The sequence below is a fragment of the Sphingomonas sp. URJC2 genome (assembly GCF_059803575.1).
Window position 1 is genome coordinate 26,316 of the sequence record NZ_JAPFGX010000017.1, and the last position, 25,406, is coordinate 51,721.

20 protein-coding genes are annotated in these 25,406 nt (G+C 68.7%); 10 read left to right on the top strand and 10 right to left on the bottom strand.

The genetic code is table 11. The features are described from left to right. Window positions 1-8: 8 nt before the first annotated feature. Window positions 9-1,139, bottom strand: coding sequence for a helix-turn-helix transcriptional regulator (locus tag OPU66_RS08275; RefSeq protein WP_498553149.1), 1,131 nt, complete (start codon window positions 1,137-1,139; stop codon window positions 9-11). A gap of 537 nt (window positions 1,140-1,676) precedes the next feature. On the opposite strand from OPU66_RS08275, the gene OPU66_RS08280 reads away from it, so the two are divergent. From OPU66_RS08280 to OPU66_RS08300, 5 genes are all read left to right on the top strand, one after another. Then, window positions 1,677-3,569: a TonB-dependent receptor domain-containing protein gene (locus OPU66_RS08280; RefSeq protein WP_498553150.1), complete on the top strand. Its 1,893-nt coding sequence runs from the start codon at window positions 1,677-1,679 to the stop codon at window positions 3,567-3,569. Between the two features lie 134 nt (window positions 3,570-3,703). Continuing rightward, window positions 3,704-5,830 (top strand): TonB-dependent siderophore receptor, encoded by a 2,127-nt coding sequence (locus tag OPU66_RS08285; protein ID WP_498553151.1) that lies wholly within the window; start codon window positions 3,704-3,706, stop codon window positions 5,828-5,830. Next, window positions 5,827-6,549, top strand: coding sequence for an ABC transporter ATP-binding protein (locus OPU66_RS08290; RefSeq protein WP_498553152.1), 723 nt, complete (start codon window positions 5,827-5,829; stop codon window positions 6,547-6,549). The genes OPU66_RS08285 and OPU66_RS08290 overlap by 4 nt, the downstream gene beginning before the upstream one ends. Continuing rightward, a complete protein-coding gene (locus OPU66_RS08295; RefSeq protein WP_498553153.1) occupies window positions 6,546-7,991 on the top strand; it encodes a DUF3526 domain-containing protein in 1,446 nt (481 codons plus the stop codon). The genes OPU66_RS08290 and OPU66_RS08295 overlap by 4 nt, the downstream gene beginning before the upstream one ends. After that, entirely contained in the window at window positions 7,988-9,229 is a 1,242-nt protein-coding gene (locus OPU66_RS08300) for a DUF3526 domain-containing protein (protein WP_498553154.1), read from the top strand. The genes OPU66_RS08295 and OPU66_RS08300 overlap by 4 nt, the downstream gene beginning before the upstream one ends. A gap of 3 nt (window positions 9,230-9,232) precedes the next feature. Here the strand turns inward: OPU66_RS08300 and OPU66_RS08305 are convergent, their stop codons facing one another. From OPU66_RS08305 to OPU66_RS08320, 4 genes are all read right to left on the bottom strand, one after another. Beyond that, the gene (locus tag OPU66_RS08305) at window positions 9,233-11,314 is read right to left on the bottom strand and encodes a PAS domain-containing protein (protein WP_498553155.1); all 2,082 of its coding nucleotides are present in this window, start codon (window positions 11,312-11,314) and stop codon (window positions 9,233-9,235) included. A gap of 185 nt (window positions 11,315-11,499) precedes the next feature. After that, window positions 11,500-13,521, bottom strand: a complete 2,022-nt coding sequence (gene rpoD / locus OPU66_RS08310; RefSeq protein ID WP_498553156.1) for an RNA polymerase sigma factor RpoD — start codon at window positions 13,519-13,521, stop codon at window positions 11,500-11,502. A gap of 14 nt (window positions 13,522-13,535) precedes the next feature. Beyond that, a complete protein-coding gene (gene dnaG, locus OPU66_RS08315; protein ID WP_498553157.1) occupies window positions 13,536-15,458 on the bottom strand; it encodes a DNA primase in 1,923 nt (640 codons plus the stop codon). 144 nt (window positions 15,459-15,602) lie between these two features. Continuing rightward, complete coding sequence (locus OPU66_RS08320; RefSeq protein ID WP_498553158.1) at window positions 15,603-16,055, bottom strand: GatB/YqeY domain-containing protein; 453 nt, start codon at window positions 16,053-16,055, stop codon at window positions 15,603-15,605. 96 nt (window positions 16,056-16,151) lie between these two features. Between OPU66_RS08320 and carA the strand changes: the two genes are divergently transcribed. From carA to OPU66_RS08340, 4 genes are all read left to right on the top strand, one after another. Further along, window positions 16,152-17,333 carry a glutamine-hydrolyzing carbamoyl-phosphate synthase small subunit gene (gene carA, locus OPU66_RS08325; RefSeq protein WP_498553159.1) on the top strand — a complete coding sequence of 394 codons (1,182 nt, stop codon included), beginning with the start codon at window positions 16,152-16,154 and terminating at the stop codon, window positions 17,331-17,333. 9 nt (window positions 17,334-17,342) lie between these two features. Further along, window positions 17,343-20,588, top strand: coding sequence for a carbamoyl-phosphate synthase large subunit (gene carB / locus OPU66_RS08330; protein WP_498553160.1), 3,246 nt, complete (start codon window positions 17,343-17,345; stop codon window positions 20,586-20,588). Window positions 20,589-20,670: 82 nt separating this feature from the next. Further along, window positions 20,671-21,150: a transcription elongation factor GreA gene (gene greA / locus OPU66_RS08335; protein WP_160592953.1), complete on the top strand. Its 480-nt coding sequence runs from the start codon at window positions 20,671-20,673 to the stop codon at window positions 21,148-21,150. Between the two features lie 38 nt (window positions 21,151-21,188). After that, window positions 21,189-21,815 carry a rhomboid family intramembrane serine protease gene (locus OPU66_RS08340; RefSeq protein ID WP_498553161.1) on the top strand — a complete coding sequence of 209 codons (627 nt, stop codon included), beginning with the start codon at window positions 21,189-21,191 and terminating at the stop codon, window positions 21,813-21,815. Window positions 21,816-21,830: 15 nt separating this feature from the next. Here the strand turns inward: OPU66_RS08340 and OPU66_RS08345 are convergent, their stop codons facing one another. From OPU66_RS08345 to OPU66_RS08365, 5 genes are all read right to left on the bottom strand, one after another. Further along, window positions 21,831-22,052: a DUF4170 domain-containing protein gene (locus OPU66_RS08345; RefSeq protein ID WP_160592955.1), complete on the bottom strand. Its 222-nt coding sequence runs from the start codon at window positions 22,050-22,052 to the stop codon at window positions 21,831-21,833. A 135-nt stretch (window positions 22,053-22,187) separates the two neighbouring features. Next, entirely contained in the window at window positions 22,188-22,592 is a 405-nt protein-coding gene (locus OPU66_RS08350; RefSeq protein ID WP_498553162.1) for a hypothetical protein, read from the bottom strand. Window positions 22,593-22,594: 2 nt separating this feature from the next. Continuing rightward, entirely contained in the window at window positions 22,595-23,080 is a 486-nt protein-coding gene (locus tag OPU66_RS08355; protein WP_498553163.1) for a hypothetical protein, read from the bottom strand. Next, window positions 23,077-23,397, bottom strand: coding sequence for a phage holin family protein (locus OPU66_RS08360; RefSeq protein ID WP_498553164.1), 321 nt, complete (start codon window positions 23,395-23,397; stop codon window positions 23,077-23,079). The genes OPU66_RS08355 and OPU66_RS08360 overlap by 4 nt, the downstream gene beginning before the upstream one ends. 20 nt (window positions 23,398-23,417) lie before the next feature. Further along, window positions 23,418-23,963, bottom strand: coding sequence for a hypothetical protein (locus OPU66_RS08365; RefSeq protein WP_498553165.1), 546 nt, complete (start codon window positions 23,961-23,963; stop codon window positions 23,418-23,420). A 149-nt stretch (window positions 23,964-24,112) separates the two neighbouring features. Here OPU66_RS08365 and eno point away from each other — a divergent pair, with 149 nt between their 5' ends. Next, window positions 24,113-25,399 carry a phosphopyruvate hydratase gene (gene eno, locus OPU66_RS08370; protein ID WP_498553166.1) on the top strand — a complete coding sequence of 429 codons (1,287 nt, stop codon included), beginning with the start codon at window positions 24,113-24,115 and terminating at the stop codon, window positions 25,397-25,399. Window positions 25,400-25,406: the final 7 nt, after the last annotated feature.

Sequence of the window (25,406 nt, forward strand, 5' to 3'; positions counted from 1 at the left end):
GGCACCGGTCAGGGGCGCAGCAGCCGTGACGTCAGCTGGATCAGGTCCGCCTGACGGCGCAGGCCCATTTTCTGGAAGATGCGTTTCAGATGGGTGCGCGCCGTTTCGCGGGTGATGTCGAGATCCGCGGCGATATTGGTCAGGTTGGCACCGAAGCCGACCATCACCGCGATGCGCGCCTCCTGCGGCGTCAGGCCGAAACTTTCGGTCAGCGTTTCGGCGATATGGGTCGAATCGCGGCGCTGCAGCTCCAGCGAGACGAGCGCGACCGCGCGGTTGAGGAATACTGTGTCGCGGGCGGCGGGCAGCGGAGCAAAGCTGGCCGCCGCCACCCAGCTCGGGTCGCGCGGCGTGCGCGAGACGATCACCGGCACCGTGCGCTGGCCGGCGGCGGTGCGCTCCAGCGCCTCGCTGATCCGCGCCTGGATGATGACCCGCGTCGCGCCGAGCCGGCCGTTGCGGACATGGAGCTGCCCGGTCTCCGCCAGGTCGCGCATAAAGGCATCGGTCGCCATCAGCACCCGCGCCTGATCGTCGAGCAGGCAGACCGAGCGCGTCCCGTGCGCGGTCAGGCCGTTCCAGTAGGAGCGCAGCACATCGGCGGCATGGCGCAGCGAAATCTTCAGGCCGGTGTCGATCTCCGCCGCGATCAGCTGCATGATTTCGCGGTCGCCGCTGACGAACGGTCCCTGGCCGGCGTCGCGATGGACCTGGAGCGAGGCAGCATAGCGGCCATCCTTCACCACCAGCGACAGCTGGTGGCGCACGCCCAGCTTGCGCTCGAGCCAGGCCAGCACGGCATGTGAGCGCCGGTCGTCGGGCGGAAAGGCATCGGCATCGGTATAGACCGATCCGCTGGCGAGCCGTTCAAGCAGCTCCGGATGCATGTCGGTATGGCTGAGTTCGGCGGTGTAGCGGGACCAGATCTGGTCGGACGTCAGCGCAAATCCGCGCATCGAGGCATGGATGAAGGCCTGCGATTCGAGGTCGCAGATCGCCAGCGCCGCGCCGCGCGCGCCAAAGAAATCGAGCACGGACTGAACAAGATCGTCCCAGTGATCGGGGTCATGCGCCGATCTGAGCGCTGCACCGTTCAGCTGGCGCAGAAATCCCGTCAAATGATCAACCGCGATCGACAAGAATAAATGCCCTCTGGTGCCTTTAATCACCAGCGTTATCAGGCTCGTGTCACGCCTTGCCATACCCCAATCGGAGTAGTGGTTTCCCATAGAGGGACGGGCGCGGACGCGGGCAGGCTGCACCCGAGGGGGCGCCTGACCGGGGGGAGGCTGGAGCAGGGCGGCGCGGTTGCGCGCGCCCGCCGCCAATCCCGCCGCCGCTTCTTCGGAGACAGCAGGAGGCGGCTGCTCCAGATCTCTGACTTTTCACACTTTCCGAGCGTTCGGGAGATCCGCTCCGCCTTGCCAATGCTTCAGCCGGGGCGTTGGGCGTTTTCAATAAAACATCCGAAATGGACTGAAACTGCCGCGGTCTGCGCGCCGGCTTTCATCTGCTCATCTGATCGGCGCAGCTGCACGGGCCGGGAAGGTGGCGGCCAGGCGGGTCGCCGGCCGGGGCGGCAGGGGATGCGGCCGTCCTCCGTCCCCCTTGCGCTGCGGCGCAAAATCGGCATGTAACCTTGTAACGTCATGCGGTTCGTCCTTTGTTCCTCCCTTGTGCCGGCCATCGTCCTCGCCGCCCCGGCGGCGGCGCAGCGCGTCGGCGACAATGCGGCGGTCGCGGCGGAGGATGCGTTCGGCACCAGCGTCGGCAATGAACGCGTCGGACTTTACAGCAGCTCGGACGTGCGCGGCTTTTCGCCGGTGGCGGCCAACAATATCCGCATCGAGGGGCTGTATATCGACCGGCCGGCCGCGTTCACCGACCGGCTGGTGGAAAGCAACACGATCCGCGTCGGGCTGACCGCGCGCCAATATCTGCTGCCCGCGCCGACCGGCATCGTCGATTACCGCATCCGCCCGGCGGGCAATGATCCGGTGCTGAGCGCGATGGTCGGGCTGAACTCGTTCGGCGGCGGGCGGATCGAGCTGGATGCCCAGATCCCGGTGATCCGCGACCGGCTGAGCATCGTGGCCGGGGCGGCCGGCTTTGCCGAGGAATATGCGAGCGGCGCGGGCGCGATCCTTGCCTCCTATGCCGTCGCCCCGCGCTGGCGGCCGCGCGAGGGGATGGAGATCATCCCGTTCTGGAGCCGGATCGACACCTGGGACCGCGAAGCGACGCCCTTGTTCCTGCCTGCCGGGCCGTATCTGCCGCCGCGCGTCGCCCGGCGCGACTATGTCGGTCCCGACTGGGCGGATACGCGCAGCATGGTGACGCATTCGGGCATGCTCGCGCGCTGGCGCGAGGGGGATGACTGGTCGCTGGCCGCCGGGCTGTTCCGCTCGGTCACGCGCACGCCCGAACAATATGCCCATATCCTTGCCGACCTGACCCCCGACGGCATGGCGGAGCGGCGGATCTCGCGCGATCCGCTGCAAAAGATCGCGGCCACCAGTGGCGAGCTGCGGCTGAGCCGTGCGCTGCGTGACGGGCCGCGCCGCCATGTGTTGCACGCGGTGCTGCGCGGGCGGCTGCGCGACAGCCTGTTCGGCGGCAGTGCGCGGCGGTCGTTCGGGCGGGTGAACATTGCCGACCGGATCGATGTGCCGCAGCCGCTGTTCACCCCCGGCGTGCAGACGGCGGAGGATGTCAGCCAGTGGATCGCGGGCCTTGCCTATGACGGCCGCTGGGAGGGGCGGGGGTCGATCAGCCTTGGCCTGCAGCGCACCGGCTATCGCAAAGCGGTGCTGCGCCCGGGCGCGGCGGAGTCGCGCACCACCGACCATGCCTGGCTGCCGACCGCGACCTTGGCGCTCGACCTTGCCCCCGGCCTCGTCGCCTATGCCAGCCATACGCGCGGGCTGGAGGAAAGCGGGATCGCACCCGACAGCGCCGCCAACCGCACCGAAGTGCTGCCCGCCATCCTGACCCGGCAGAGCGATGCCGGTCTGCGCTGGAAGGCGACCGAAAAGCTGAGCCTGATCGCCGGGCTGTTCGATGTCAGCAAACCCTATTTCGCCACCGATGCGCAGAATCTGTTCACCGAGCTGGGCGAGGTGCGCCACCGCGGCGTCGAGCTGAGCGCGGCCGGCACGGTGGCGGACGGGCTGACCATCGTTGCCGGCGCGGTGCTGATGCGGCCGCGCGTTACCGGCGCACCGGTGCGCGAAGGGCGGATCGGCCGCCGCGCACTGGGTCAGACCGGGCGGACGCTGACTTTGTCGGGCCAATATGCGGTGCCGGGGGCCGAGGGGCTGGCGCTGACGCTCGCCGCCACGCATCGCGGCGCGCGGGTGGCCGATACGCTCAACCGGGTCGAGGTGCCGGCACGGACGATCGTCGATGCCGGGCTGCGCTATACGTTCAAGCTGGCGCGCACCCCGGCGTTGCTGCGCTTCACCATCGTCAACCTGACCAACGCCTATGACTGGCAGATCGTCGGCAGTGGCGGCTATCAGGTCAATGCGCCGCGCAACGCGACATTGTTCCTGACGATGGATTTCTGAACCTCCGCCTGCGCCCGACACACCGGCTTGCGCCCGTGATGTTATCTTGTATCTAGCCCCGATGAATCGCCCGGCACGGGGCGCGGCAACAGGGGTCGGAACAGATGCGGTTTTGCGGTGGAACGCCATCGGGCATGGCGGTGATGCTCGTCCTTGGCATGGCGGCGGTGCCGGCGGCGGCGGCCGATGTCGATGATGCCGATGCGCCTGCCGGGCAGATCACCGTCACCGCCCAGCGTCAGGCCTATCGCGGCGATTTCACCCTGCGCGAGACGCCGCAGGCGATTTCGGTGATTTCGACCGAATGGCTCGACCGCACCAATGCGACGCGGCTGAGCGATGCGCTCGACCTGAATGCCGGGGTGGTGCGGCAGAATGCCTTTGGCGGGCTGTGGGATGCCTTTGCCGTGCGCGGCTTTGCCGGCGATCCCAATCTGCCGACCGGCTATCTGGTCAACGGCTTCAATGGCGGGCGCGGCTTTGGCGGCACGCGCGACGCCGCGGGGATCGAGCGGATCGAGGTGCTGAAAGGCCCCAATGCCGCGCTGTTCGGCCGCGGCGAGCCGGGGGGCACGGTCAACATCGTCACCAAGCGCGCCGATTTCGCCAATCATGGCCGGCTGTCGCTGATCGGCGGCAGTTTCGACCGCCTGCGCGGCGAGGCGGATATCAATCTGGCCGCCGGGCAGGTGCTGGCCGTGCGGCTGATCGGCTTTGCCGAACAGGCGGACAGTTTCCGCGATACGGTGGAGAGCAACCGCTTCGGCTTTCTGCCGACCGTCACCTTCGCCCCCTGGGCGGGCACCAGCATCACCTATGATCTTGAGGTGACGCGCACCGAGGTGCCGTTCGATCGCGGCATCGCGGCCATTGGCGGCCGGATCGACGCGCTGCCGCGCGGGCGATTTCTGGGCGAGCCGGGCGATGGCCCGATCGAGGCCGATGCGACCGGCCAGCAGCTGCAACTGCAACAGGATCTGGGCGGCAGCTGGAGCCTGTTGCTCGGCACCAGTTTCCGCGAAACCCGGCTGGAGGGCTTTTCGACCGAGGCCGAACTGGTGCGCGGCCGCCAGCGGCTGTTCCGCGACGGCCGTTCGCTGTCGCGCCAGCGCCGCTTCCGCCGATACACCGCCGATCATTTCGTGCTGCGCGGCGAAGTGGCCGGCCGGTTCGACACCTTTGGGCTGGAACACCGGCTGCTGGCGGGGGCGGATTACGACCGGTTCGACAACAGCCAGCTGTTCCTGCGCGCCCGCCCGCCGGTGATCGGCGCGACGACGACCGCGCAGGCGAGCAACGACATCGATGTGCTCGCCCCGGTCTATGGCCGGTTCCCGCTGCCCGTGCCGGCCCCGCAGACCGACCGGCTCGACCGGCAAAAGGCCTGGGGCGCCTATGTGCAGGACCAGATCCGCCTGAGCGAGCGGCTCCAGATCCGGCTGGGCGGGCGGTTCGACGATGTGACCATCACCAGCCGCAACCGCGCCAATGGCGTTGTCGGCCGGCGCGACCGCACCCGGTTCAGCCCGCAGGCGGGCATCGTCTATGATGCGACGCCCGCCATTGCGCTCTATGCCGCTTATGGCGAGGGCTTTCGCCCCAATCTGGGCGCGGATGTGCGCGGGCAACTGTTCGACCCCGAAACCACCCGCTCGGCCGAAATCGGCACCAAGCTTAGCCTGTTCGACGGGCGGCTGACCGGCACGCTCGCGGCGTTTTCGCTTACCAAGCGCAATGTGCTCGCCGCCGATCCGGGCAATCCGGGCTTTTCGCTGCCGGTCGGCGCGGCGCGCAGCCGGGGGGTGGAGCTTGATCTGGAAGGGCGGCTGCCGGGTGATCTGACCTTGTGGTTCTCCTATGCCTTTGTCGATGCCGAGGCGCGGCGCGATGTCGCTGATCCCGATTTCGGGCTGGCGATCCGCGCGGGCGATCCGCTGATCAACATCCCGCGCCACAATCTCAACGTGCAGCTGGCCCGGCGCTTCGATCTGGGCGGCACGCCGCTCGATCTCGGCGCGGGCGTCCAGCATGTCGGGCGGCGGCTGGGCGAGGCGGGGGTCGACTTTTTCCTGCCCGCGCACACGCTCGTGCGGCTGTTTGCAACCGCAAGGCTCAGCGAGCGGCTGGAGCTGTTCGGCGAGGTGACCAACCTGTTCAACGAACGCTGGTATGCCAACAGCTTCTCCCAGCTTTGGGTGCAGCCGGGGATGCCGCGCGCGGGTGCAGTGACGCTCCGCTATGCTTTTGGAGGGCGGCCATGAGCCTTGTCGAGATCAATGGCCTGATGGTCGACCGTGGCGGGCGGCGCATCGTCGACGGGCTGACGCTCAGCGTCGCGCCGGGGCAGGTCTATGCGCTGCTTGGCGGCAACGGATCGGGCAAGTCGACGACGGTGGCCGCGATCCTGGGCCTGTTGCCACGCAGCGGCGGCACGATCCTGGTCGGCGGCGAGGACCCGGCGCGCGCGCCCGATGCGGTGCGCCGCGCAATCGCCTATCTGCCTGAAAATGTGGCGCTTTACGATCATCTGAGCGCGCGCGAAAATGTCCGCTATTTCCTCAACATCGCCGGCATCAGGCCGGCGGCCACCGAGATTGGGGCGGCATTCGATGCCGTGCGCCTCGATCCGGCGGCGTGGGACCGGCGGGCGGGGGCGTTTTCCAAGGGGATGCGCCAGAAAACAGCGATTGCGCTGGCGCTGCTGCGCCGCGCGCCGCTGCTGCTGCTCGATGAGCCGACTTCGGGGCTGGACCCCAAGGCGGCGGAGGATTTTCATGCGCTGGTCGAGGATCTCGGCCGGCGCGGCATCGGCGTGCTGATGGTGACGCACGACCTGCTGGGCGCGGCCGATGTCGCCGACCGCATCGGGCTGATCCGCGACGGGCGCATCGCCGCCCAGTGGGATGCCGCCACCGCTGGCAAAGGCGGGGCGCGGTTCGACCTGCAAACGCTCTACCGTGCCTTTCAGGGCGCGGCATGATGACCGCCTTTGTCATTGCGGGCGGGGAGCTGCGGCTGATCCTGCGGTCCCGGCTGGCACTGATCGGCATGGCGACGCTGCTCGCCCTGTCGATGATCGCCGCGCTGACGTCATGGCGGCAGATGGAGGCGGCACAGGCGGCGCGCGCGGCCAGCCAGCATGCCGCCGATGCCGCGTTCAAGGCCCAGCCCGGCCGCCATCCGCACCGCATGGTCCATTATGGCAGCTATGCGATCCGCCCGGTCGGGCCGCTTGCCGCGTTCGATCCCGGCGTCGATGCCTTTACCGGCACCGTGCTTTATCTGGAGGGGCACCGGCAGAACAGCGCCACCTTTGGCGCGGCGCGCGAATCCTCCGGGCTGGTGCGGTTCGGCCAGCTGACCCCGGCTTTCGTGTTGCAGACGCTGGCCCCGCTGCTGCTGGTGTTCCTCGGCTTTGCGGGCGTGGCGCGCGAGCGCGAGGGCGGGGGGCTGGTGACGCTGCGCGCGCATGGCGCGACCGCGTTTCAGATCATCGGCGGCAAGGCGTTGGCGCTGGCGATGGTCGCGCTCGCTGCTGCCGCACCGGCGCTGGCCGGGCTGGCGCTTGCCGCCAGCGCTGCGCCGGCTGAGGCCGCCATCGCCGCGCTGATCGCGCTGGCGAGCCTTGTCTATCTGCTCGGCTGGGCGCTCATGGTGACGGCGGTGTCAGCGCTTGCGCGCACCGCACAGGGGGCGCTGATTGCGCTCATCGCGCTCTGGTCCGTCACCGTCATCCTGCTGCCGCGCGGCGCTGCTGCGGTGGCCGGGCTGGTGCATCCCTTGCCCGGACGGGCCGAGACCGAGCTGGCGATCAATGCCGATCTGCGGCGGCTGGGTGACAGCCATAATCCCGACGATCCGTTCTTCGCCGCCTTCCGCGCCCGGCTGCTGCGCCAATATGGCGTCACACGCGTCGAGGACCTGCCGTTCAACTATCGCGGCGCGCTGTCTGCGGAGGGTGAGCGGCTGACGGCGGCGCTGTTCGCCCGCTATGCAGCGCGCGCGGCCGCGATCCAGCGCGATCAGCTGGCGCTGGTCGACGCACTGTCCTGGGCCAGCCCGGCGATTGCGGTCCGGCGGCTGGCGATGCTGGGCGCGGCGACCGACCTGCGCACCCATTTGGCGTTTCTCGATCAGGCCGAGGCGCATCGCTACCGGATGGTGCAGCGGCTGAACGCGATGCATGCGACGCGCGTGTCGGCTGCTGACGATGCCCGGCGCAGCACCGATGCCGAGGCGGAACGGCGGTCCCGCATCGCCGCCGCCAGCTGGCGCGAAATCCCCGATTTCACCTTCAGCCCCCCCGATCCGGGCGCGCGGCGCACGGCGATGGCGGTGCCGTTGATCCGGCTGCTGGGCTGGCTGGGGGCGGCGCTGCTGCTGATGATGATCGCCGCACGGCGGATGGAGGTGCGCGCATGATTGCCGATCTGATCCGCGAGGCCCGGCTGATCGGGCGCGACCGGCGGGCACTGCTCGCGGTGCTGGCACTGGCGCTGTTTGCGGCGGCGAGCCTTGCCCTCGGCCTCGCCACGGTCGCGCGTGAGCGTGCGGCGATCGACCGGATCGTCGCGCTGCAACAGGCCGATGTCGAAGCCGTGATGCGCCATGCTGGCGATGCCGGGTCGGCGGCCTATTACACCTTTCACCCGACCTGGGACGCGCCGTCCGATCTGGCCTTTGCCGCACTTGGCGGGCGCGACATCGCGCCGGCGCTGCTGCGCATCCGCGCGCTCGCGCTCGAAGGCCAGATTTACGAGAACGAAGCCGCAAATCCGGAGCTGGCGCTGCCGGGGCGGTTCGATTTCGCGTTCGTTGTCGTCTATCTCGCGCCGCTCGTCATCTTTGCGCTGCTGCATGACCTGCGCTCGGGCGAGAGCGAGGCAGGGCGGCTCGGCCTGCTGCGCGCCCAGCCCGGGGCACGGCGGCGCATCTGGGGGCCGCGCATCGCGCTGCGCCTTGCACTGGTGCTTGCGGCGCTGCTGCTGCCCTTTGCGGTTGCGGCGTTGTGCGCGGGGACGGCACCGGCACGTGCGTTCGGCTTTGCCGGGCTGGTGGGGCTGGCCTGTCTGTTCTGGGGGCTGGTGGCGGTCATCGTCGGGCGCATCGGCCTGCGTTCGTCGGTCAACGCGGCGAGCCTCGGCGCAATCTGGTTCGCCGCGACCCTGATCGTCCCCGCGACCGCCAATATCGCGATCAACAGCGCGATCACCGTGCCCGATGGCGCGGCGCTGGCGCGCGAAAATCGCGAGGCCGTCCATGCCGGCTGGGACAAGCCGCGCGGCGAGACGATGGCGCGGTTTCTGGCGCTCTATCCGGCCTATCGCGGCACCCCGCCGGTGGGCGCGGCGTTCCACTGGAAATGGTATTTTGCCTTCCAGCATCTGGGCGATGTTCAGGTGATGGACGCGGCGCGTGCCTATCGCGACGGCATCGCGCGGCGCGAGCGGGCGGCACGGCTGCTCGGCTGGCTGCTGCCGCCGCTCGGGGTGCAGCAGGCGCTGCATGATCTGGCCGGAACCGGGGTCGCGGGGCAGCTTGGCTATCAGGACCGGGTCCGCGCCTATCACCGGCAGCTGCGCGAATTCTATTATCCCTATCTGTTTTTCGACCGGCCGTTCGGGCCCGCCGATTTCGCCCGCGCGCCGCGCTTTCGCTGATCTTCAGCCCGGCTGGGATGGCGAGGGCTGGGTTGGGGCAGGTTGGGGGAGGCGGATGTGAAAGGCCGCCCCCCCGGTTTCGGCCGGGCGCGCGACGATGGTGCCGCCATGTGCCTCGATCACCGTCCGGCAGATCGCGAGGCCAAGGCCGGTGCCGTCATCCTTGGTCGTGCGGAACGGCTCGAACAGCCGCGCCTCCGTCTCGGGCGCGAGGCCCGGCCCTGAATCGGCGATCATGATGAGCAGATCATCGCCCTGCCGCCCGGCGCGGATCAGGATGCGCCGGTTCGCGCAGCCGGCCATCGCGTCACAGGCGTTGCGCAGGATGTTGCCGATCACCTGTTCGATCTGCAGCACGTCGCAGTCGATCGCCAGCGCATCGGGCGCGAGATCGAGGTCCAGCGCCACCCCTGCGGCATTGGCGCGCACCCTGGTCTGTTCCCAGGCCGCGGCGATGATGTCGGGCAACTGGCCAAGGCTGCGCGACACCTCGCCCGACAGGGTGAAACGCCGCATCCGCCGGATGATTTCCGATGCCCGGCGCAGCGTGTCGGTGGCGTGCATGACCAGCGCCAGCGCATCGGCCCCGGCATCCGGCCCCGCACCAGAACCGCCGCCCCCGGCACCTTCGAGCCGCAGCCGCGCGGCGGCCAGATAATTGGCGGTCGAGGCCAAAGGCTGGTTCAGTTCGTGCGCAAGGGTGGAGGCGAGCGCCCCCATCGCCGACAGCCGCGAGGCGCGCAGCGCGACCTGCTGGGCGGTGTCGCGTTCCGAATCGGCAAGCTTGCGGTCGGTGACGTCGAACAGCAGGCCGCCGATGCTGATCGGCGCGCCGCTGCGGTCGCGTTCGACCACCGAGCCTTTGGCGCGCAGCCAGCGCGGTGCCTCGCGCGTGGTGGCGGCCCGATATTCGACATCGAGCAGCGCCGGCCCGTCGCGCGACCACAGCGCCTCGCATTCGCGCCTGACCCGCGCCCGGTCATCGGGATGGACGGCCATGAAGAACGTCTCGGCGGTCCGCACGGCATTGGGGGGGCGGCCGAACAGCAGCCCGAACCCGTCCGACACGTCGAATGCATGGGTCAGCAAATCCCATTGCCAGACGCCGAAACCGGCGGCCGTCATCGCCTGCGCCATCCGCTGTTCGCTGGTGCGGAGAGCGGTCAGCGCCCGCGCTTCGGCCAGCGCCTCGCCCAGCCGGTCGGCAATGGCGCTGCCGGTGGCGATCTCCGCCGCGCTCCACCCGCGCGGATGGGTGGCGAGCGCGAACAGCAGCCCCCCGGCCGGCCGGCCCGGCATGGGCAGGAACAGCGCAGCGCCAATGCCCAGATCGGCCAGCCCGGCCAGATATGGCGAGGTGCGCCGCAGATCGCTCGCCCCCAGATCGGGGATGGCGACGGCATCCGCGCCGCCCAGCGCATCGGCGAGCATCCGGCCGAGCGTCGCGACCCGGCGGCGCTCGGCGGGCGGGGGCGCGCCCTCGGTCGTCCAGGCGGTGCGGACCAGCGCGACCGCCTGATCGGCATCGGTTTCGATCAGGCCGATGGCGTGGGCATCGAGAAACTGGCCGAGCACGGCCCCGGCCGCTGCCAGCGTTTCTGCCGGTTCCGGTTTGCGCGCGAACAATTGTTCGTGCAGCGCCAGCAGCGCCGCGCGGCGGCGTTCATCCTCCTTGCGCGCATCGATCCGCCCTGCGGTGCCGAGCGCGCGCAGCGCCCGGCCATCGGCATCGCGCGCCGTCACCCGGCCACGCAGCAGCACCCAGACCCAGTGGCCCGCGGGGTCGCGCAGCCGAACCTCGGCCCCCGCGCCGCCGCCAGTGCCCTTGAGCAGCCCGATCAGCCAGTCGCGCAGCGCCGTGCGGTCCTGCGGATGCACGCGTTCGCGCCAATCGCGCGCACGCGCGTCGGCGTGGCGTTCGAGAAAGGCGGGCCAGTCGCCGGTCGGGACGATGCGGTCGCCGGGCACGTCCCAGTCCCACACGACCTCCTCGGCCGCGTCGAGCGCGCGCAGCGCCAGCGCCGCGCCATCCTGATGCGAACCATCTGGTTCGCCGGGGCCGTCATTGCCGTTGCTGCCCTGCATCCCGTCCCCTGCACCGGCCCGGTTCGGCCACCCCTGCGGGGCATGATGGCCCGCTGACCGGTCACTGACAACCGGCAATGGCAGCGTGACCGGCAAGCCGGGGTGATGCAATCGGTTGCGACCAGCAAAAAGGCCCCGCCCGACGCATGCCGGACGGGGCCTGAACAGTCGCCGGGCGGCCGGCGTTACTGGTCGAGGAAGCTGCGCATCTTGCGGCTGCGCGACGGATGCTTGAGCTTCCTGAGCGCCTTCGCCTCGATCTGGCGGATGCGCTCGCGCGTCACGCTGAACTGCTGGCCCACTTCCTCCAGCGTATGGTCGGTGTTCATGCCGATGCCGAAGCGCATGCGCAGCACGCGTTCCTCGCGCGGGGTGAGCGAGGCGAGCACGCGCGTCACCGTTTCCTTGAGGTTCGCCTGGATCGCGGCATCGACCGGGATCACGGCGTTCTTGTCCTCGATGAAATCGCCCAGGTGCGAATCCTCTTCGTCGCCGATCGGCGTTTCAAGGCTGATCGGTTCCTTGGCGATCTTCATCACCTTGCGGACCTTTTCGAGCGGCATCGACAGCCGTTCGGCCATTTCCTCGGGCGTCGGTTCGCGGCCCTGTTCGTGCAGGAACTGGCGGCTGGTGCGCACCAGCTTGTTGATCGTCTCGATCATGTGCACGGGGATGCGGATGGTGCGCGCCTGATCGGCGATCGAGCGGGTGATCGCCTGCCGGATCCACCAGGTGGCGTAGGTCGAGAATTTATAGCCGCGGCGATATTCGAACTTATCGACCGCCTTCATCAGGCCGATATTGCCTTCCTGGATCAGGTCCAGGAACTGCAACCCGCGATTGGTGTATTTCTTGGCGATGGAGATGACGAGGCGCAGATTGGCCTCGACCATTTCCTTCTTCGCGATCCGGGCCTCGCGCTCGCCTTTCTGGACCATGTTGACGATCCGGCGGAACTCGGGGAGCGCCATGCCGGTCGCCTGCGCGATCTCGGCGATTTCGGCGCGGATGCGCTCGACCGCATCGGCCTCGGCATTGGCAAAGGCGGTCCATTTCTTGTCGACGCCGCGCACGCTGTCGAGCCAGCTTTCGTCCAGCTCATGGTTCACATAGCGGTCGAGGAAATCCTTGCGCGGCACCTTGTGGCGCTCGGCCAGACGCAGCATCTGCCCGCCCAGCGCGGTCAGGCGGCGGTTGTAGCTGTAGAGCTGATCGACCAGATATTCGATCTTCTGGTTGTGGAACTGGACGCTCTCGACCTCGGCGGTCAGCTCCTCGCGCAGCTTCTGATAATCGCGCTCCTTGGCGGGCGGGAAGGCCGCGCCGCCGCCCATCGCGCCGAGGCGGAGGCCCTGAAGCTTGGCGAATTTCTGGTAGATTTCGGTGATGCGGGCGAATTTTTCGAGCGCGCCGGGCTTGAGCAGCTCCTCCATCGCGGCAAGCGACAGGGTGTTGTCCTCGTCATCCTCTTCCATCGGGCGCTGGGCGCGCCGTTCGGTCATCTCGTCATCGTCTTCGCCGGCCGGCTCTTCCTCGACCTCGTCCTCGTCCTTGAACGACGGGCCGGCGGTCTTTTCGGAAATCTCGCCGTCGCCGCCTTCCTCGTCCTCGAGATTGTCGGGCGTCGGGTCCTTGTTGAGCATCGCATCGAGATCGAGGATCTCGCGCAGCTGCATCGTGCCTTCGTTGAGCGCGTGCGACCAGCCGATGATGGCGTTGAAGGTGATCGGGCTTTCGCACAGCCCGAGGATCATCGTGTCGCGCCCGGCCTCGATCCGCTTGGCGATGGCGATTTCGCCTTCGCGGCTGAGCAGCTCGACCGCGCCCATTTCGCGCAGATACATGCGCACCGGATCGTCGGTGCGGTCGACGGTTTCCTTCTTCTTCTCCGGCAGCGGGGCGAAGCCGGCTTCCGAATCGGCGGCGTTGTCGATCTCGTCGTCGTCTGACTGTTCCTCGGCGTCTTCGCCGGCGTCCTCATTCTCGACGATGTTCACGCCCATGTCGTTGAGCGCGGACATGATGTCCTCGATCTGCTCGGACGACATCTGGTCCTGAGGCAGTGCCTCGTTCAGCTCGTCATAGGTGATATAGCCGCGCTTCTTGGCGCGGGCGATCAGCTTCTTGACCGACGCTTCGTTGAGATCGATCAGGGGCGCGTCGCCGCCCTCCGCTTTATCGACCGGTTCATCCATCGTTTTCGCCATCTGTCCGCCCGAGCTCAAGTCAGTCCTTCGCCTTCGTCGTCTTGCAGCAGATTTGCAAGCCGCCGGTCGATCTCGACACGCATTTCGAGAAGCCGCTGCTGCTCCTTATAGGTCGCTTCATCGAACGACCGGGTCAGCTGCGCGGTGGTCGCTGCCAGCGCCGCCGCGATTTCCGGCCCGGCGACCATCACATGGATGGCCTCGGCCAGAGCGGCGCGGGCACGGCCTGGATCGGCATCTTTCCGGGTGAAGGAAAAAGGCAGGCTGTCGGCACGCAACATTTCTCGCACGAGCGCATCGAACTCGCTGCCCGCCAATATGGTGGCGAGTGCGCCGGGATCAAGCGTCTCCTGACCGGCGATGCCGGGGGCCAGCGCCAGCTCGACCAGCCGCCCGACCAGCGCCGCGATTCTGGGATCGGCAAAGCGGATCATGTGCAGCGCCTCCAAATGGACGGCGAGCTGATCGGGCATGTTGAGCAGCCCGGCGACCACGCCCTTGACGAGGATCGCGTCCATGCCGGTTGCGCCCACCGCCTTGGCATCGTCGGTCAGCGGCGGGATGAACCCGGCAAAGCCGCCCGCCCGCCCGCCAAACGCCCGCCCGCCGCGCATATTCCCCCGGCCATCGGGGCGGAACGGGGCCTGCCTGTCGCCAAAGCCGCCACCGCGCGGCGGGCGGGCGAGATAGGCGGCCTCGAACCGCGCGCGGAACTCGGCCTGATATTGCGCGCGGACATCGCCGTCGCCGATTTCGGCGGCGAGCAGCGCCAGCCTTTTGCGCAGCCCGGCGCGCTGTTCGGGGGTGGCCAGCGGGGCTGCGTCCACTTCGTGCCGCCACAGCCGGTCGACCAGCGGCTCGGGCGCGGCCGCCAGCTGCTCGAACGCTGCCGCGCCGCCCGCGCGCACCAGATCGTCCGGGTCCTGACCGGCGGGCAGGGTGACAAAGGCAAGCGACCGGCCCGGGGCCAGTTGCGGCAGCGCGCGGGTGGCGGCGCGATAGGCGGCCTTCTGCCCCGCGCCATCACCGTCGAAGCACAGCAGCGGCTGATCGACATGCCGCCACAGCCGCTCCAGCTGCTGTTCGGTCAGTGCGGTGCCAAGCGGGGCGACCGCCGATTCGATCCCCGCCTGCGCCAGCGCGATCACGTCCAGATAGCCTTCGACGACGATCATCCGCCCTTCGCGGCGGGCGGCGGCGGCAGCGCGGTCGAGGTTGAACAGCGTCCGGCCCTTGTCGAACAGCGGCGTGTCGGGCGAGTTCAGATATTTGGGCTCGCCCTGACCGATGATGCGCCCGCCAAAGGCGATCACCCGCCCGCGCGGATCGCGGATCGGGATCATCAGCCGGTCGCGGAACCGGTCATAAGGCTCCTTGCCGTCGACCGCGATCAGCAGCCCGGCCTCGATCAGCAGCGCATCGCCATAGCCGGACAGCGCGCGGCGCAGCCCCTGACGGTTGTCGGGGGCATAGCCGATGCCGAAGGCGGTGCGGGTCGCCGGGCTGATGCCGCGCCGCGCGACATAATCGCGCGCTGCGCCGCCGCCTGCGCCCTCCAGCTGGTCGGCGAACCAGCGCGCGGCATCGGCCATCACCTCATGCAGGCCGCGCGCCTGTTCGGCCCGGCGCGCCTCGCGCGGGTCGGGGGCGGGCACGTCCAGCCCCGCCGCCTGGGCGAGTTCGCGCACGGCATCCATGAACCCCAGCCCGCGCTGATCGGTCAGCCAGCGGATCGCATCGCCATGCGCGCCGCAGCCGAAACAGTGATAAAAGCCTTTCTCGTCATTGACGTAGAAGCTGGGGCTTTTTTCATTGTGGAACGGGCAGCAGGCGCGGAACTCGCGGCCCGCACGCTGCAACTTGACCGTCCGGCCAACGAGCGCGGACAGCAAAGTGCGTTGCCGCAATTCGTCGAGAAAGGCCGGGGACAGGCTCATGACGCGGGCGATCCTGCCGCTTGGGCGCGGCGTGTCAAACCCCGCAGCCCGGCTGCGGGGCGGGGCCTGCCGCGCGGGGGCGGCGTGTCAAACTCCGCGGCCGGGCGGCGGCGCGGGGACGGCAAATGCCACGGCGCAGGGCGCTCAGCTGAGCGCGGCCTTCACCAGTCCGCTGGCCTTGGCCATGTCGATCCGGCCGGCATGGCGGGCCTTCAGCTCCGCCATCACCCGGCCCATGTCCTTGGGGCCGGCCGCGCCGATTTCGTCGCGGATCGCGGCGATCGCGGCCGCCGCCTCGGCATCGTCCATCATCTGCGGCAGGAAGCGTTCGATCACCGCCACTTCCGCGGCCTCGCCGGCGGCCAGTTCGGGGCGGCCGCCCTGTTCGTACATGGCAATCGACTCGCGCCGCTGCTTGACCATTTTCTGCATGACCTCGATCACCAGCAGGTCGTCATCGGCCGGGGCGGGGCCGGTGCGCGCCTCGATGTCGCGATTCTTGATCGCCGCCTGGATCAGGCGGATGGTGGCGGTGGTCTCCTTGTCGCCGGCCTTCATGGCGGCAACGAGCGCGGATTTGATGTCGTCGCGAATCATGGGCACCGCTTTAACAGGTTGACCGCTGCCCCGCGCAAGCCTAGCTCGCGGGACTTAGCGATATCGCCGTCACCCTTGTTCAGGAGCCTGCCCATCATGGCCGACGCCACGCCCTTGCGCGCACCCGAAAGACCCACCGGGGTGCTCGTCCTGGCCAGTGGCGAGACGATCTGGGGCAGGGGCTTCGGCGCCGAGGGGGCCGCGGTCGGCGAAGTGTGTTTTCACACCGCGATCACCGGCTATCAGGAAATCATGACCGACCCTTCGTTCGAAGGGCAGATCATCACCTTCACCTTCCCGCATATCGGCAATGTCGGCACCAATGACGAGGATGTCGAGGCCGACCATGCCCATGCGCTGGGCTGCATCGTGCGCGAGGATGTGACCGCGCCTTCCAGCTTCCGCGCCGCTGAGGGCTTTGACAGCTGGCTGAAGGCGCGCGGCAAGATCGGCCTGGCGGGGATCGATACCCGCGCGCTCACCCGCCGCATCCGCGAGGGCGGCGCGCCCAATGGCGTCATCGCCCACAATGCCGACGGGGTGTTCGACATTCCCGCCCTGCTCGCCATGGCCCGTGCCTGGCCGGGGCTGGAGGGGATGGATCTGGCCGGGCAGGTGTCGTGCGCGGCGCAGCACGCATGGGATGGCGGGGTGTGGCAGCTGGGCTTCGGCTATCGTGCAGGCGATGCCGCTGAGGACCGTCCGCACATCGTCGCCATCGATTATGGCAGCAAGCACAACATCTTCCGCAATCTGGTTCAGGCCGGGGCGAAGGTGACGGTGCTGCCGGCGACCGCCAGTTTCGACGAGGTGATGGCGCACAAGCCCGACGGCTTCTTCCTGTCGAACGGGCCGGGCGATCCGGCCGCGACCGGCGAATATGCGGTGCCGGTGATCCGCCAGATGCTCGACACCGGCAAGCCGCTGTTCGGCATCTGCCTTGGCCATCAGCTGCTCGCCCTCGCCATCGGCGCGCGCACGGTGAAGATGCATCAGGGGCACCGGGGCGCCAATCACCCGGTCAAACGGCTCGATACCGGGCAGGTGGAAATCACCAGCATGAACCACGGCTTTGCGGTCGCGCGCGACAGCCTGCCGGCCAATGCGCGCGAAACGCATGTGTCACTGTTCGACGACAGCAATTGCGGGCTTGAGCTGACCGACCGGCCGGCGTTCAGCGTCCAATATCACCCGGAAGCCAGCCCCGGCCCGATGGACAGCCTCTATCTGTTTGAAAAGTTCGTCGGGCGCGTGCGCGCGGCCAGCGCCAGCAACTGAGACAGACCCATGCCCAAACGCACCGACATTTCCTCGATCCTGATCATCGGCGCCGGTCCCATCGTGATCGGCCAGGCCGCCGAGTTCGATTATTCGGGCACCCAGGCGGCCAAGGCGCTCAAGGCCGAGGGCTATCGCATCATCCTCGTCAACTCGAACCCGGCGTCGATCATGACCGACCCCGAGTTTGCCGATGCGACCTATATCGAGCCGATCACCCCCGAGATCGTCGCCAAGATCATCGCCAAGGAACGCCCCGACGCGATCCTGCCGACCATGGGCGGGCAGACGGCGCTCAACACCGCGCTCGCCTTGTTCCGCGACGGCACGCTCGACCGGTTCGGCGTGCGCATGATCGGCGCGGATGCCGATGCCATCGACAAGGCCGAGGACCGGCTGAAGTTCCGCGAGGCTATGGACCGGATCGGGCTGGAAAGCCCGCGCAGCCGCATCGCCCATACGCTCGACGAGGCGCTGGCCGCGCTCGACCATGTCGGGCTGCCGGCGATCATCCGCCCGTCCTTCACGCTGGGCGGCACCGGCGGCGGCATCGCCTATAACCGCGAGGAGTTTGCCGAAATCGTCGCCGGCGGGCTGGATGCGTCGCCGACCGACGAGGTGCTGATCGAGGAATCGGTGCTCGGCTGGAAGGAATATGAGATGGAGGTGGTCCGCGACCGGGCGGACAATGCCATCATCATCTGCTCGATCGAAAATGTCGATCCGATGGGCGTGCATACCGGCGATTCGATCACCATCGCCCCGGCGCTGACGCTGACCGACAAGGAATATCAGATCATGCGCAACGCCTCGATCGCGGTGCTGCGCGAGATCGGGGTGGAAACCGGCGGCTCCAACGTCCAGTTCGCGGTCAATCCCAAGGATGGCCGCCTGGTCGTCATCGAAATGAACCCGCGCGTGTCGCGCTCCTCGGCGCTGGCGTCGAAGGCGACGGGCTTTCCCATCGCCAAGGTCGCGGCGAAGCTCGCGGTCGGCTACACGCTCGATGAAATCCAGAACGACATCACCGGCGTCACCCCGGCGAGCTTCGAGCCGACAATCGACTATATCGTCACCAAGATCCCGCGCTTCGCGTTTGAAAAGTTCAAGGGATCGGAACCGCATCTGTCGACCGCGATGAAGTCGGTCGGCGAGGTGATGGCGATTGGCCGGTCCTTCCACGAAAGCCTGCAAAAGGCGCTGCGCGGGCTGGAAACCGGCCTGTCGGGGCTGAACCCCGCGACCGCGCTGGTCGGCGCGCGCAAGGAAGCGATCATCGAGGCGCTGGCGCGGCCGACGCCCGACCGGCTGCTCGTCGCCGCCCAGGCGCTGCGCGAAGGGCTGAGCGTCGACGAGGTGCACGAGGTCGCCCGCTATGACCGCTGGTTCCTCGCCCGCATGGCCGAGATCGTCGCCGCCGAGCGCGAGGTGGCCGCCAATGGCCTGCCGCAGGATGCGGGCGCGATGCGCCGGCTGAAGGCGATGGGCTTTTCCGACGTCCGGCTGGCCGAGCTGGTCAACCGCCAGGAAGAGGTGGTGCGCGCGCACCGCCATGCGCTGGGCATCCGGCCGGTATTCAAGCGCATCGACACCTGCGCGGCGGAGTTCGCGGCGCGCACGCCCTATATGTATTCGACCTATGAGGCCCCGTCCTTCGGCGTGCCCGAGGATGAAAGCCAGCCGTCGGACCGGCGCAAGATCGTCATTCTGGGCGGCGGGCCGAACCGGATCGGGCAGGGGATCGAGTTCGATTATTGCTGCGTCCATGCCTGTTTCGCGCTGCGCGAGGCGGGGTTCGAGACGATCATGATCAACTGCAACCCCGAAACGGTGTCGACCGATTACGACACCTCGGACCGGCTGTATTTCGAGCCGCTGACCGCCGAGGATGTGCTTGAGGTGCTTCATGCCGAACAGGCGCGGGGCGAGCTGCTGGGCGTGATCGTGCAGTTTGGCGGGCAGACGCCGCTCAAGCTTGCCCATGCGCTTGAAAAGGCCGGCATCCCGATCCTCGGCACCAGCCCCGATGCCATCGATCTGGCCGAGGACCGCGAACGCTTTGCCGATCTGGTCGAGCAGCTGGGGCTGAAACAGCCGGCGAACGGCATCGCGCGCAGCCGCGACGAAGCGATCGCGGTCGCCGCGCGCATCGGCTATCCGGTGCTCATCCGCCCGTCCTATGTGCTGGGCGGGCGGGCGATGGAGATTGTCGACGGTCCCGACCAGCTCGATTCCTACATCGCCACCGCCGTGCAGGTGTCGGGCGATTCGCCGGTGCTGATCGACCGCTATCTGCGCGACGCCATCGAGGTCGATGTCGATGCGATCGGCGACGGCACCGATGTCGTCGTCACCGGCGTGATGCAGCATATCGAGGAAGCGGGCGTGCATTCGGGCGACAGCGCCTGTTCGCTGCCGCCCTACAGCCTGTCCGACGACATCGTCGCCGAGATCGAGCGTCAGACCGAGGCGCTGGCACGCGCGCTCGACGTGCGCGGGCTGATGAACGTGCAGTTCGCGGTCAAGGATGGCGAGGTCTATCTGATCGAGGTCAATCCCCGCGCCAGCCGCACGGTGCCGTTCGTCGCCAAGGCCATCGGCACGCCGATTGCCAAGATCGCCGCGCGGGTGATGGCGGGCGAGCGGCTGGCCGCGCTGCCGCCGATCAACTGGCGGGTGCCGCATATCGCCGTCAAGGAAGCGGTGTTCCCGTTTGCGCGCTTCCCCGGCATCGATCCGGTGTTGTCGCCGGAAATGAAGTCGACCGGCGAAGTCATGGGGATCGACAGCGATTTCGCGACCGCGTTCCTCAAGTCGCAGCTGGGCGCGGGCACCACCCTGCCGCTGTCGGGCACGCTGTTCGTGTCGGTCAAGGACAGCGACAAACCGCAGATCCTGGAACCGGTGCGCGATCTGATCGCCATGGGCTTCCGCGTGATCGCAACCGGCGGCACCGCCGATTATCTGGCCGCTGCCGGTCTGCCGGTCGACCGGGTGAACAAGGTCGCACAGGGCCGGCCGCACATTGTCGACCGGATCAAGGACGGGGCCGTCCATCTGATCTTCAATACCACCGAAGGCTGGCTGTCGCTCAAGGACTCGCAGTCGATCCGCGCCTCGGCGCTCGCCCACCGGGTGCCGAGCTTCACGACCGCGGCCGCCGCAGCCGCCGCCGTCCGCGCGATTGCGGCGCTGGCCGCACATCCCCTTGAAGTGCGCTCGCTCCAGTCATATTATTCAGGGCTGCACGCCTGACCCCCGACATTGCGTTCGAGTGGCGGGTGGCCCCGGTGGGGCCGCCCGGGGTGGCGGATTTTCTTGGGCGAAGGGTGGATTGATGGCGACCGTCGAAAAAATGCCGATGCTGGCCGAAGGCCATCGCAAGCTGACGGACGATCTGCACCGGCTGAAAACGGTCGAGCGGCCGCAGGTGATCGACGCGATCGAGGAAGCGCGCGCGCATGGCGACCTGTCGGAAAATGCCGAATATCATGCGGCAAAGGAACGTCAGGGCCAGATCGAGGCCGAAATCGCCCGGATCGAGGACCGGCTGAGCCGCGCCCAGATCATCGACCCGACCGAGCTGTCGGGCGACAAGATCGTGTTCGGCGCGACCGTCACCCTGCTCGATGAAGACGACAAGCCGGTCCGCTACCAGATTGTCGGCGAGACCGAGGCCGATGCCAAGCTGGGGCGGATCAGCTACAACTCGCCGCTCGGCCGCGCGCTTATCGGCCGCAAGGTCGATGACGAGGTCGAGGTGACGGTGCCGTCGGGAGACCGTTATTATCTGGTCTCGAAGATCGAGTTCATCTGACCCGGGCGTGATGACGACCGCGATGCGGGTTCACCGCCATGCCTGACGCCGCCAATGCCCGCGTCACCAACTGGATCGCGGTGTTCACGGCGCTGGCCTGGATGCTGGTTGCGCTGATGGGCGATGGCGACCGGTTTGCGGTTGCCGCCGGGTTCATCCCGCTGCGCCTGACCGAGGGGCTGGATTTGCCCGGTGCCTGGCCGGTGTGGACGACGCCGCTCAGCGCGACGCTGATCCATGCCGGGCTGGTGCATCTGGCGTTCAACCTGCTGATGTTCGTCTATTGCGGCCGCTTTGTCGAACAGGTGATCGGCGGTGCGGCGAGCGCAGTGCTGTATGTCGCCGGCGCTTATGGCGCGGCGGCGGCGCATTGGGCGGTCGATCCGGGCAGCACGGTGCCGATGATCGGCGCGAGCGGTGCGATGTCGGCCACCATCGGCGCCTATGCGGTGTTTTTCAGCCGCGCCAAGGTGCGGGCCATCGGGCCATTGTCGCCGTTCGTCGTGCGCGTGCTGTGGCTGGCGGCGGCGTGGGTGCTTGTTCAGTCGCTGCTCGGGCTGTCGGCGGCGGGCGGGCGCATCGCGATTGCCGCGCATATCGGTGGTTTCATCACCGGGCTTGCGCTGGCGCGGCCGCTGCTGATGTGGCGTTACCGCAACGCCTGACAGCCGGCGGCCGGCTCAGGCCTCGTCCTTCGCCGGATCGAGCAGCCGGTGCAGATGCACGACCACATATTTCATCTCGGCATCGTCCACGGTGCGCTGCGCGGCGGCGCGCCACGCATTTTCCGCGCTGCGATAGTCGGGATAGATGCCGACAATGTCGATCTTCTCCAGATCGACGAAATCAAGACCCTGCGGGTCGCTGACCCGGCCGCCGAACACGAGGTGCATCTTGCTCATGGCCCGCGCGCCTAGCCGGGCGCGGGCCGGGGAGCAAGTCCGCAAACTTCCGTTAGGGCATGTTCGGAAATGCGGCGCGGCGCATTTCGCGGTGCCGCCCCGACGATCAGGCTTGCGAGGCTTTGCCGCTGAATGTCAGGGTTTCTGGACCGCCTTGACCGCGCCTGCCGCCGCCTGACCGGCTGCCGTCACCGCGCCGATCGCCTTGTCGGCCAGCGTCTCGACCGGCGATTTGGCGGCGGTGCCGATGCCAAGCTCCTGCTTGCCGGCGGACATGGCGGCGCGGCTGGCATCGGCCGCGGCCGCGCCGAGCTTGCGCCCCACCGGGCCGAGCGCGCGACGCTCGCGCTGGCTGGGCGGCAGCGCTGCACCGATCAGCGCACCGATGGCGATACCGCCGGCGAGCGCGAGCAAAGGGGCACCGTCGATCCGGCGGGTCAGGTCGTCGCCCAGCTCGCCGGTCCGCGTGCGGACTGCGTCGATGCGGTCGGACACGGGATGCGCGCCGGAACGGGCGGGGTCGGAATCGGAATGGGCCATGATCATACTCCGTGGTCGGCAAGAAGAAATGGCGGCTCGTCCGCGCCCGGCGGACGCGGGGTGGGGTGGTCGGCCTCGGGCGGCAGTTCGGGGCCGGGGCCGGGGCCGGGGCCGGGGCCGGGGGCGGTGCCGGAAGGTGAGGCAGCGCGGTCTGTCATAGCGCGCCTCGCCCGCGACACGCCCTTTGCGATCCCCCGCGCAATCCGGTTGCGCAGCCCGATGCCGACCACAGCCAGCACCAGCGCCGCAATCAGCCCCGGACGATCGAGTGCGGCGCGCGCACCCGCCACCGCCTGCCCGGTGACGGCGCGGGCCGCCGCATCGGCACGCCGCCGCGCGCGCCGGGCAAGCTCGGCACTGATCTCCGTGGCGAGCGTCGGCGGATCGAGCCGGTCGCCAAGCCGAACCAGCGAGGCGCGCAGCTGCGCACGGGCAGCTTCGGCGGCACTGCGCGCCGCCGCCAGCGCCGCATCGTCGCGCGCGCTCACCGGCCCGCCCGCCGGATCTGGCGATAGGCGAGATAGCCAAGCCCCGCCGCCACCAGCAGCGCGCCGGCGATCACGATGGCCAGCGCCGCCCCGGTTCCGGTAAATGGCTGAAGCACCAGCACCAGCCCGACCAGCAGGGCGGGCACCGTGCCGAGCACCAGCGCCAGCGCCAGCGCCACCAGCAGGCCTGCGCGGACCAGCGGCGTCGCCGCAGCCCTGGCGCGGGCGCGGTAAAGATCCGCCTCGGCACGGGCGAATGCCTTGCCGTCCTCGACCAGCTGGCCGATCAGCTCCCCGATCGGAACCTCGTCGCGCATCTGCCGGCCGGCGGGCGCGATCAGGCCGCGTCGCCGGCGCTTTGCGCGCCGTCTGCCGGCGCAGCCTTGGGGGCGTCGCTGTCGCCGTCATTGTCGAGGCCGGCCCGGACCAGCCGGGCAAGCACGAAGCCCACGCCGACCGCAACGCCGATCGCGACGGCCGGGCTTTTGCGCACCAGATCGCGCGCATCGTCGACCAGCTCCTCGACATCCTTGCGTCGCACCGATGCGGCAAAGCCTGCCACCCCTTCGGCTGCGTTGACGGCATAGCGGGCATATTGCGGGCCGATCTTGTCCTCGATGGTCCGCGCGGCATCGGTCAGGAAGCGTGCGGCTTCCTCCAGCGCGCCTTCGGCCTTTTCCTTGCCCTGGCCGGCGGCATCGCGCAGCTTGCCGGTCGCTTCGGATGCGAACGCCCCGAACTGGCTCCGCAACCGCTCGACGGTCGATCCGGTGTCGGCCGCGGTGGACCCGGCACCGGCCTCGGCACCGGTATCCGCCGGTGCCGCCGGGCTGCCGGTCAGGTCATTCCCCGTGTCGGTGGGAATCTGGCTGACATCGGTCATGGAAATCCTCCTTCTGCCGCGAAAAAAACTGTTTCGCATCAACCGCCGGCCGGGCGACCGGGTTCCGCGTCACCCGGGCCGGATTTGCGTTCCGGCGGCAGCGCCGATAGGGCAACGCCGTCACGTCCCAGATGTAGGAAAACCCTTCCATGACCGCAATCATCGACATTCATGGCCGTCAGATCATCGACAGTCGCGGCAATCCGACGGTCGAGGTCGACGTCACGCTGGAAGATGGCAGCTTTGGCCGTGCCGCCGTGCCGTCGGGCGCGTCGACGGGGGCGTTCGAGGCGGTCGAGAAGCGCGACGGCAACAAGGCGCGCTGGCTGGGCAAGGGCGTCAAGCAGGCGGTGGCCGCAGTCAATGGCGAGATTGCCGAGGCGGTGATCGGGCGCGATGCCGAGGATCAGGCCGAAATCGACGCGGAGATGATCGCCCTCGACGGCACCGAGAATAAGGGCCGGCTGGGCGCCAATGCGATCCTGGGCGTCAGCCTGGCGGTCGCGCGCGCGGCGGCGGAGGCGTGCGGCCTGCCGCTCTACCGCTATGTCGGCGGCGTTGCGGCCAACATGCTGCCGGTGCCGATGATGAACATCATCAATGGCGGCGCGCATGCCGACAACCCGATCGATTTCCAGGAATTCATGATCATGCCGGTCGGTGCGGACAGCCTGGGCGAGGCGGTGCGCTGGGGCGCGGAGATTTTCCACACGCTCAAAAAGGCGCTGCACGACAAGGGGTTGGCGACCGCGGTGGGCGATGAGGGCGGCTTTGCCCCCAATCTCGCCTCGCCGGCCGATGCGCTCGATTTCATCATGCGGTCGATCGAGACCGCGGGCTATCGCCCCGGCGAGGATGTGGTGCTGGCGCTCGATTGCGCGGCGACCGAGTTTTTCCGCGACGGCCGCTATGCGCTCGACGGCGAAGGGCGCAGCCTGTCGCCGGACGAAATGGCCGATTATCTGGCCGATCTGTGCGCCCGCTATCCGATCCGCTCGATCGAGGACGGGATGGCCGAGGAAGATTATGACGGCTGGAAGATCCTGACCGACCGGCTGGGCGGGCGCGTGCAGCTGGTCGGCGACGATCTGTTCGTCACCAATCCGCGCCGGCTGAGCGACGGCATCGACCGGGGGCTGGCCAACTCGCTGCTGGTCAAGGTCAACCAGATCGGCACGCTCACCGAGACGCTGGAGGCGGTGTCGACCGCGCAGCGCGCCGGCTATACGGCGGTGATGTCGCACCGTTCGGGCGAGACCGAGGATGCGACCATCGCCGACCTGGCGGTCGCCACCAATTGCGGTCAGATCAAGACCGGCAGCCTGGCCCGGTCGGACCGGCTGGCCAAATACAACCAGCTGATCCGCATCGAGGAGCAGCTGGGCATGCAGGCGCGCTATGCCGGGGCGGCGATTTTTCGCAACAAAGCGGGTTGATTCGCCG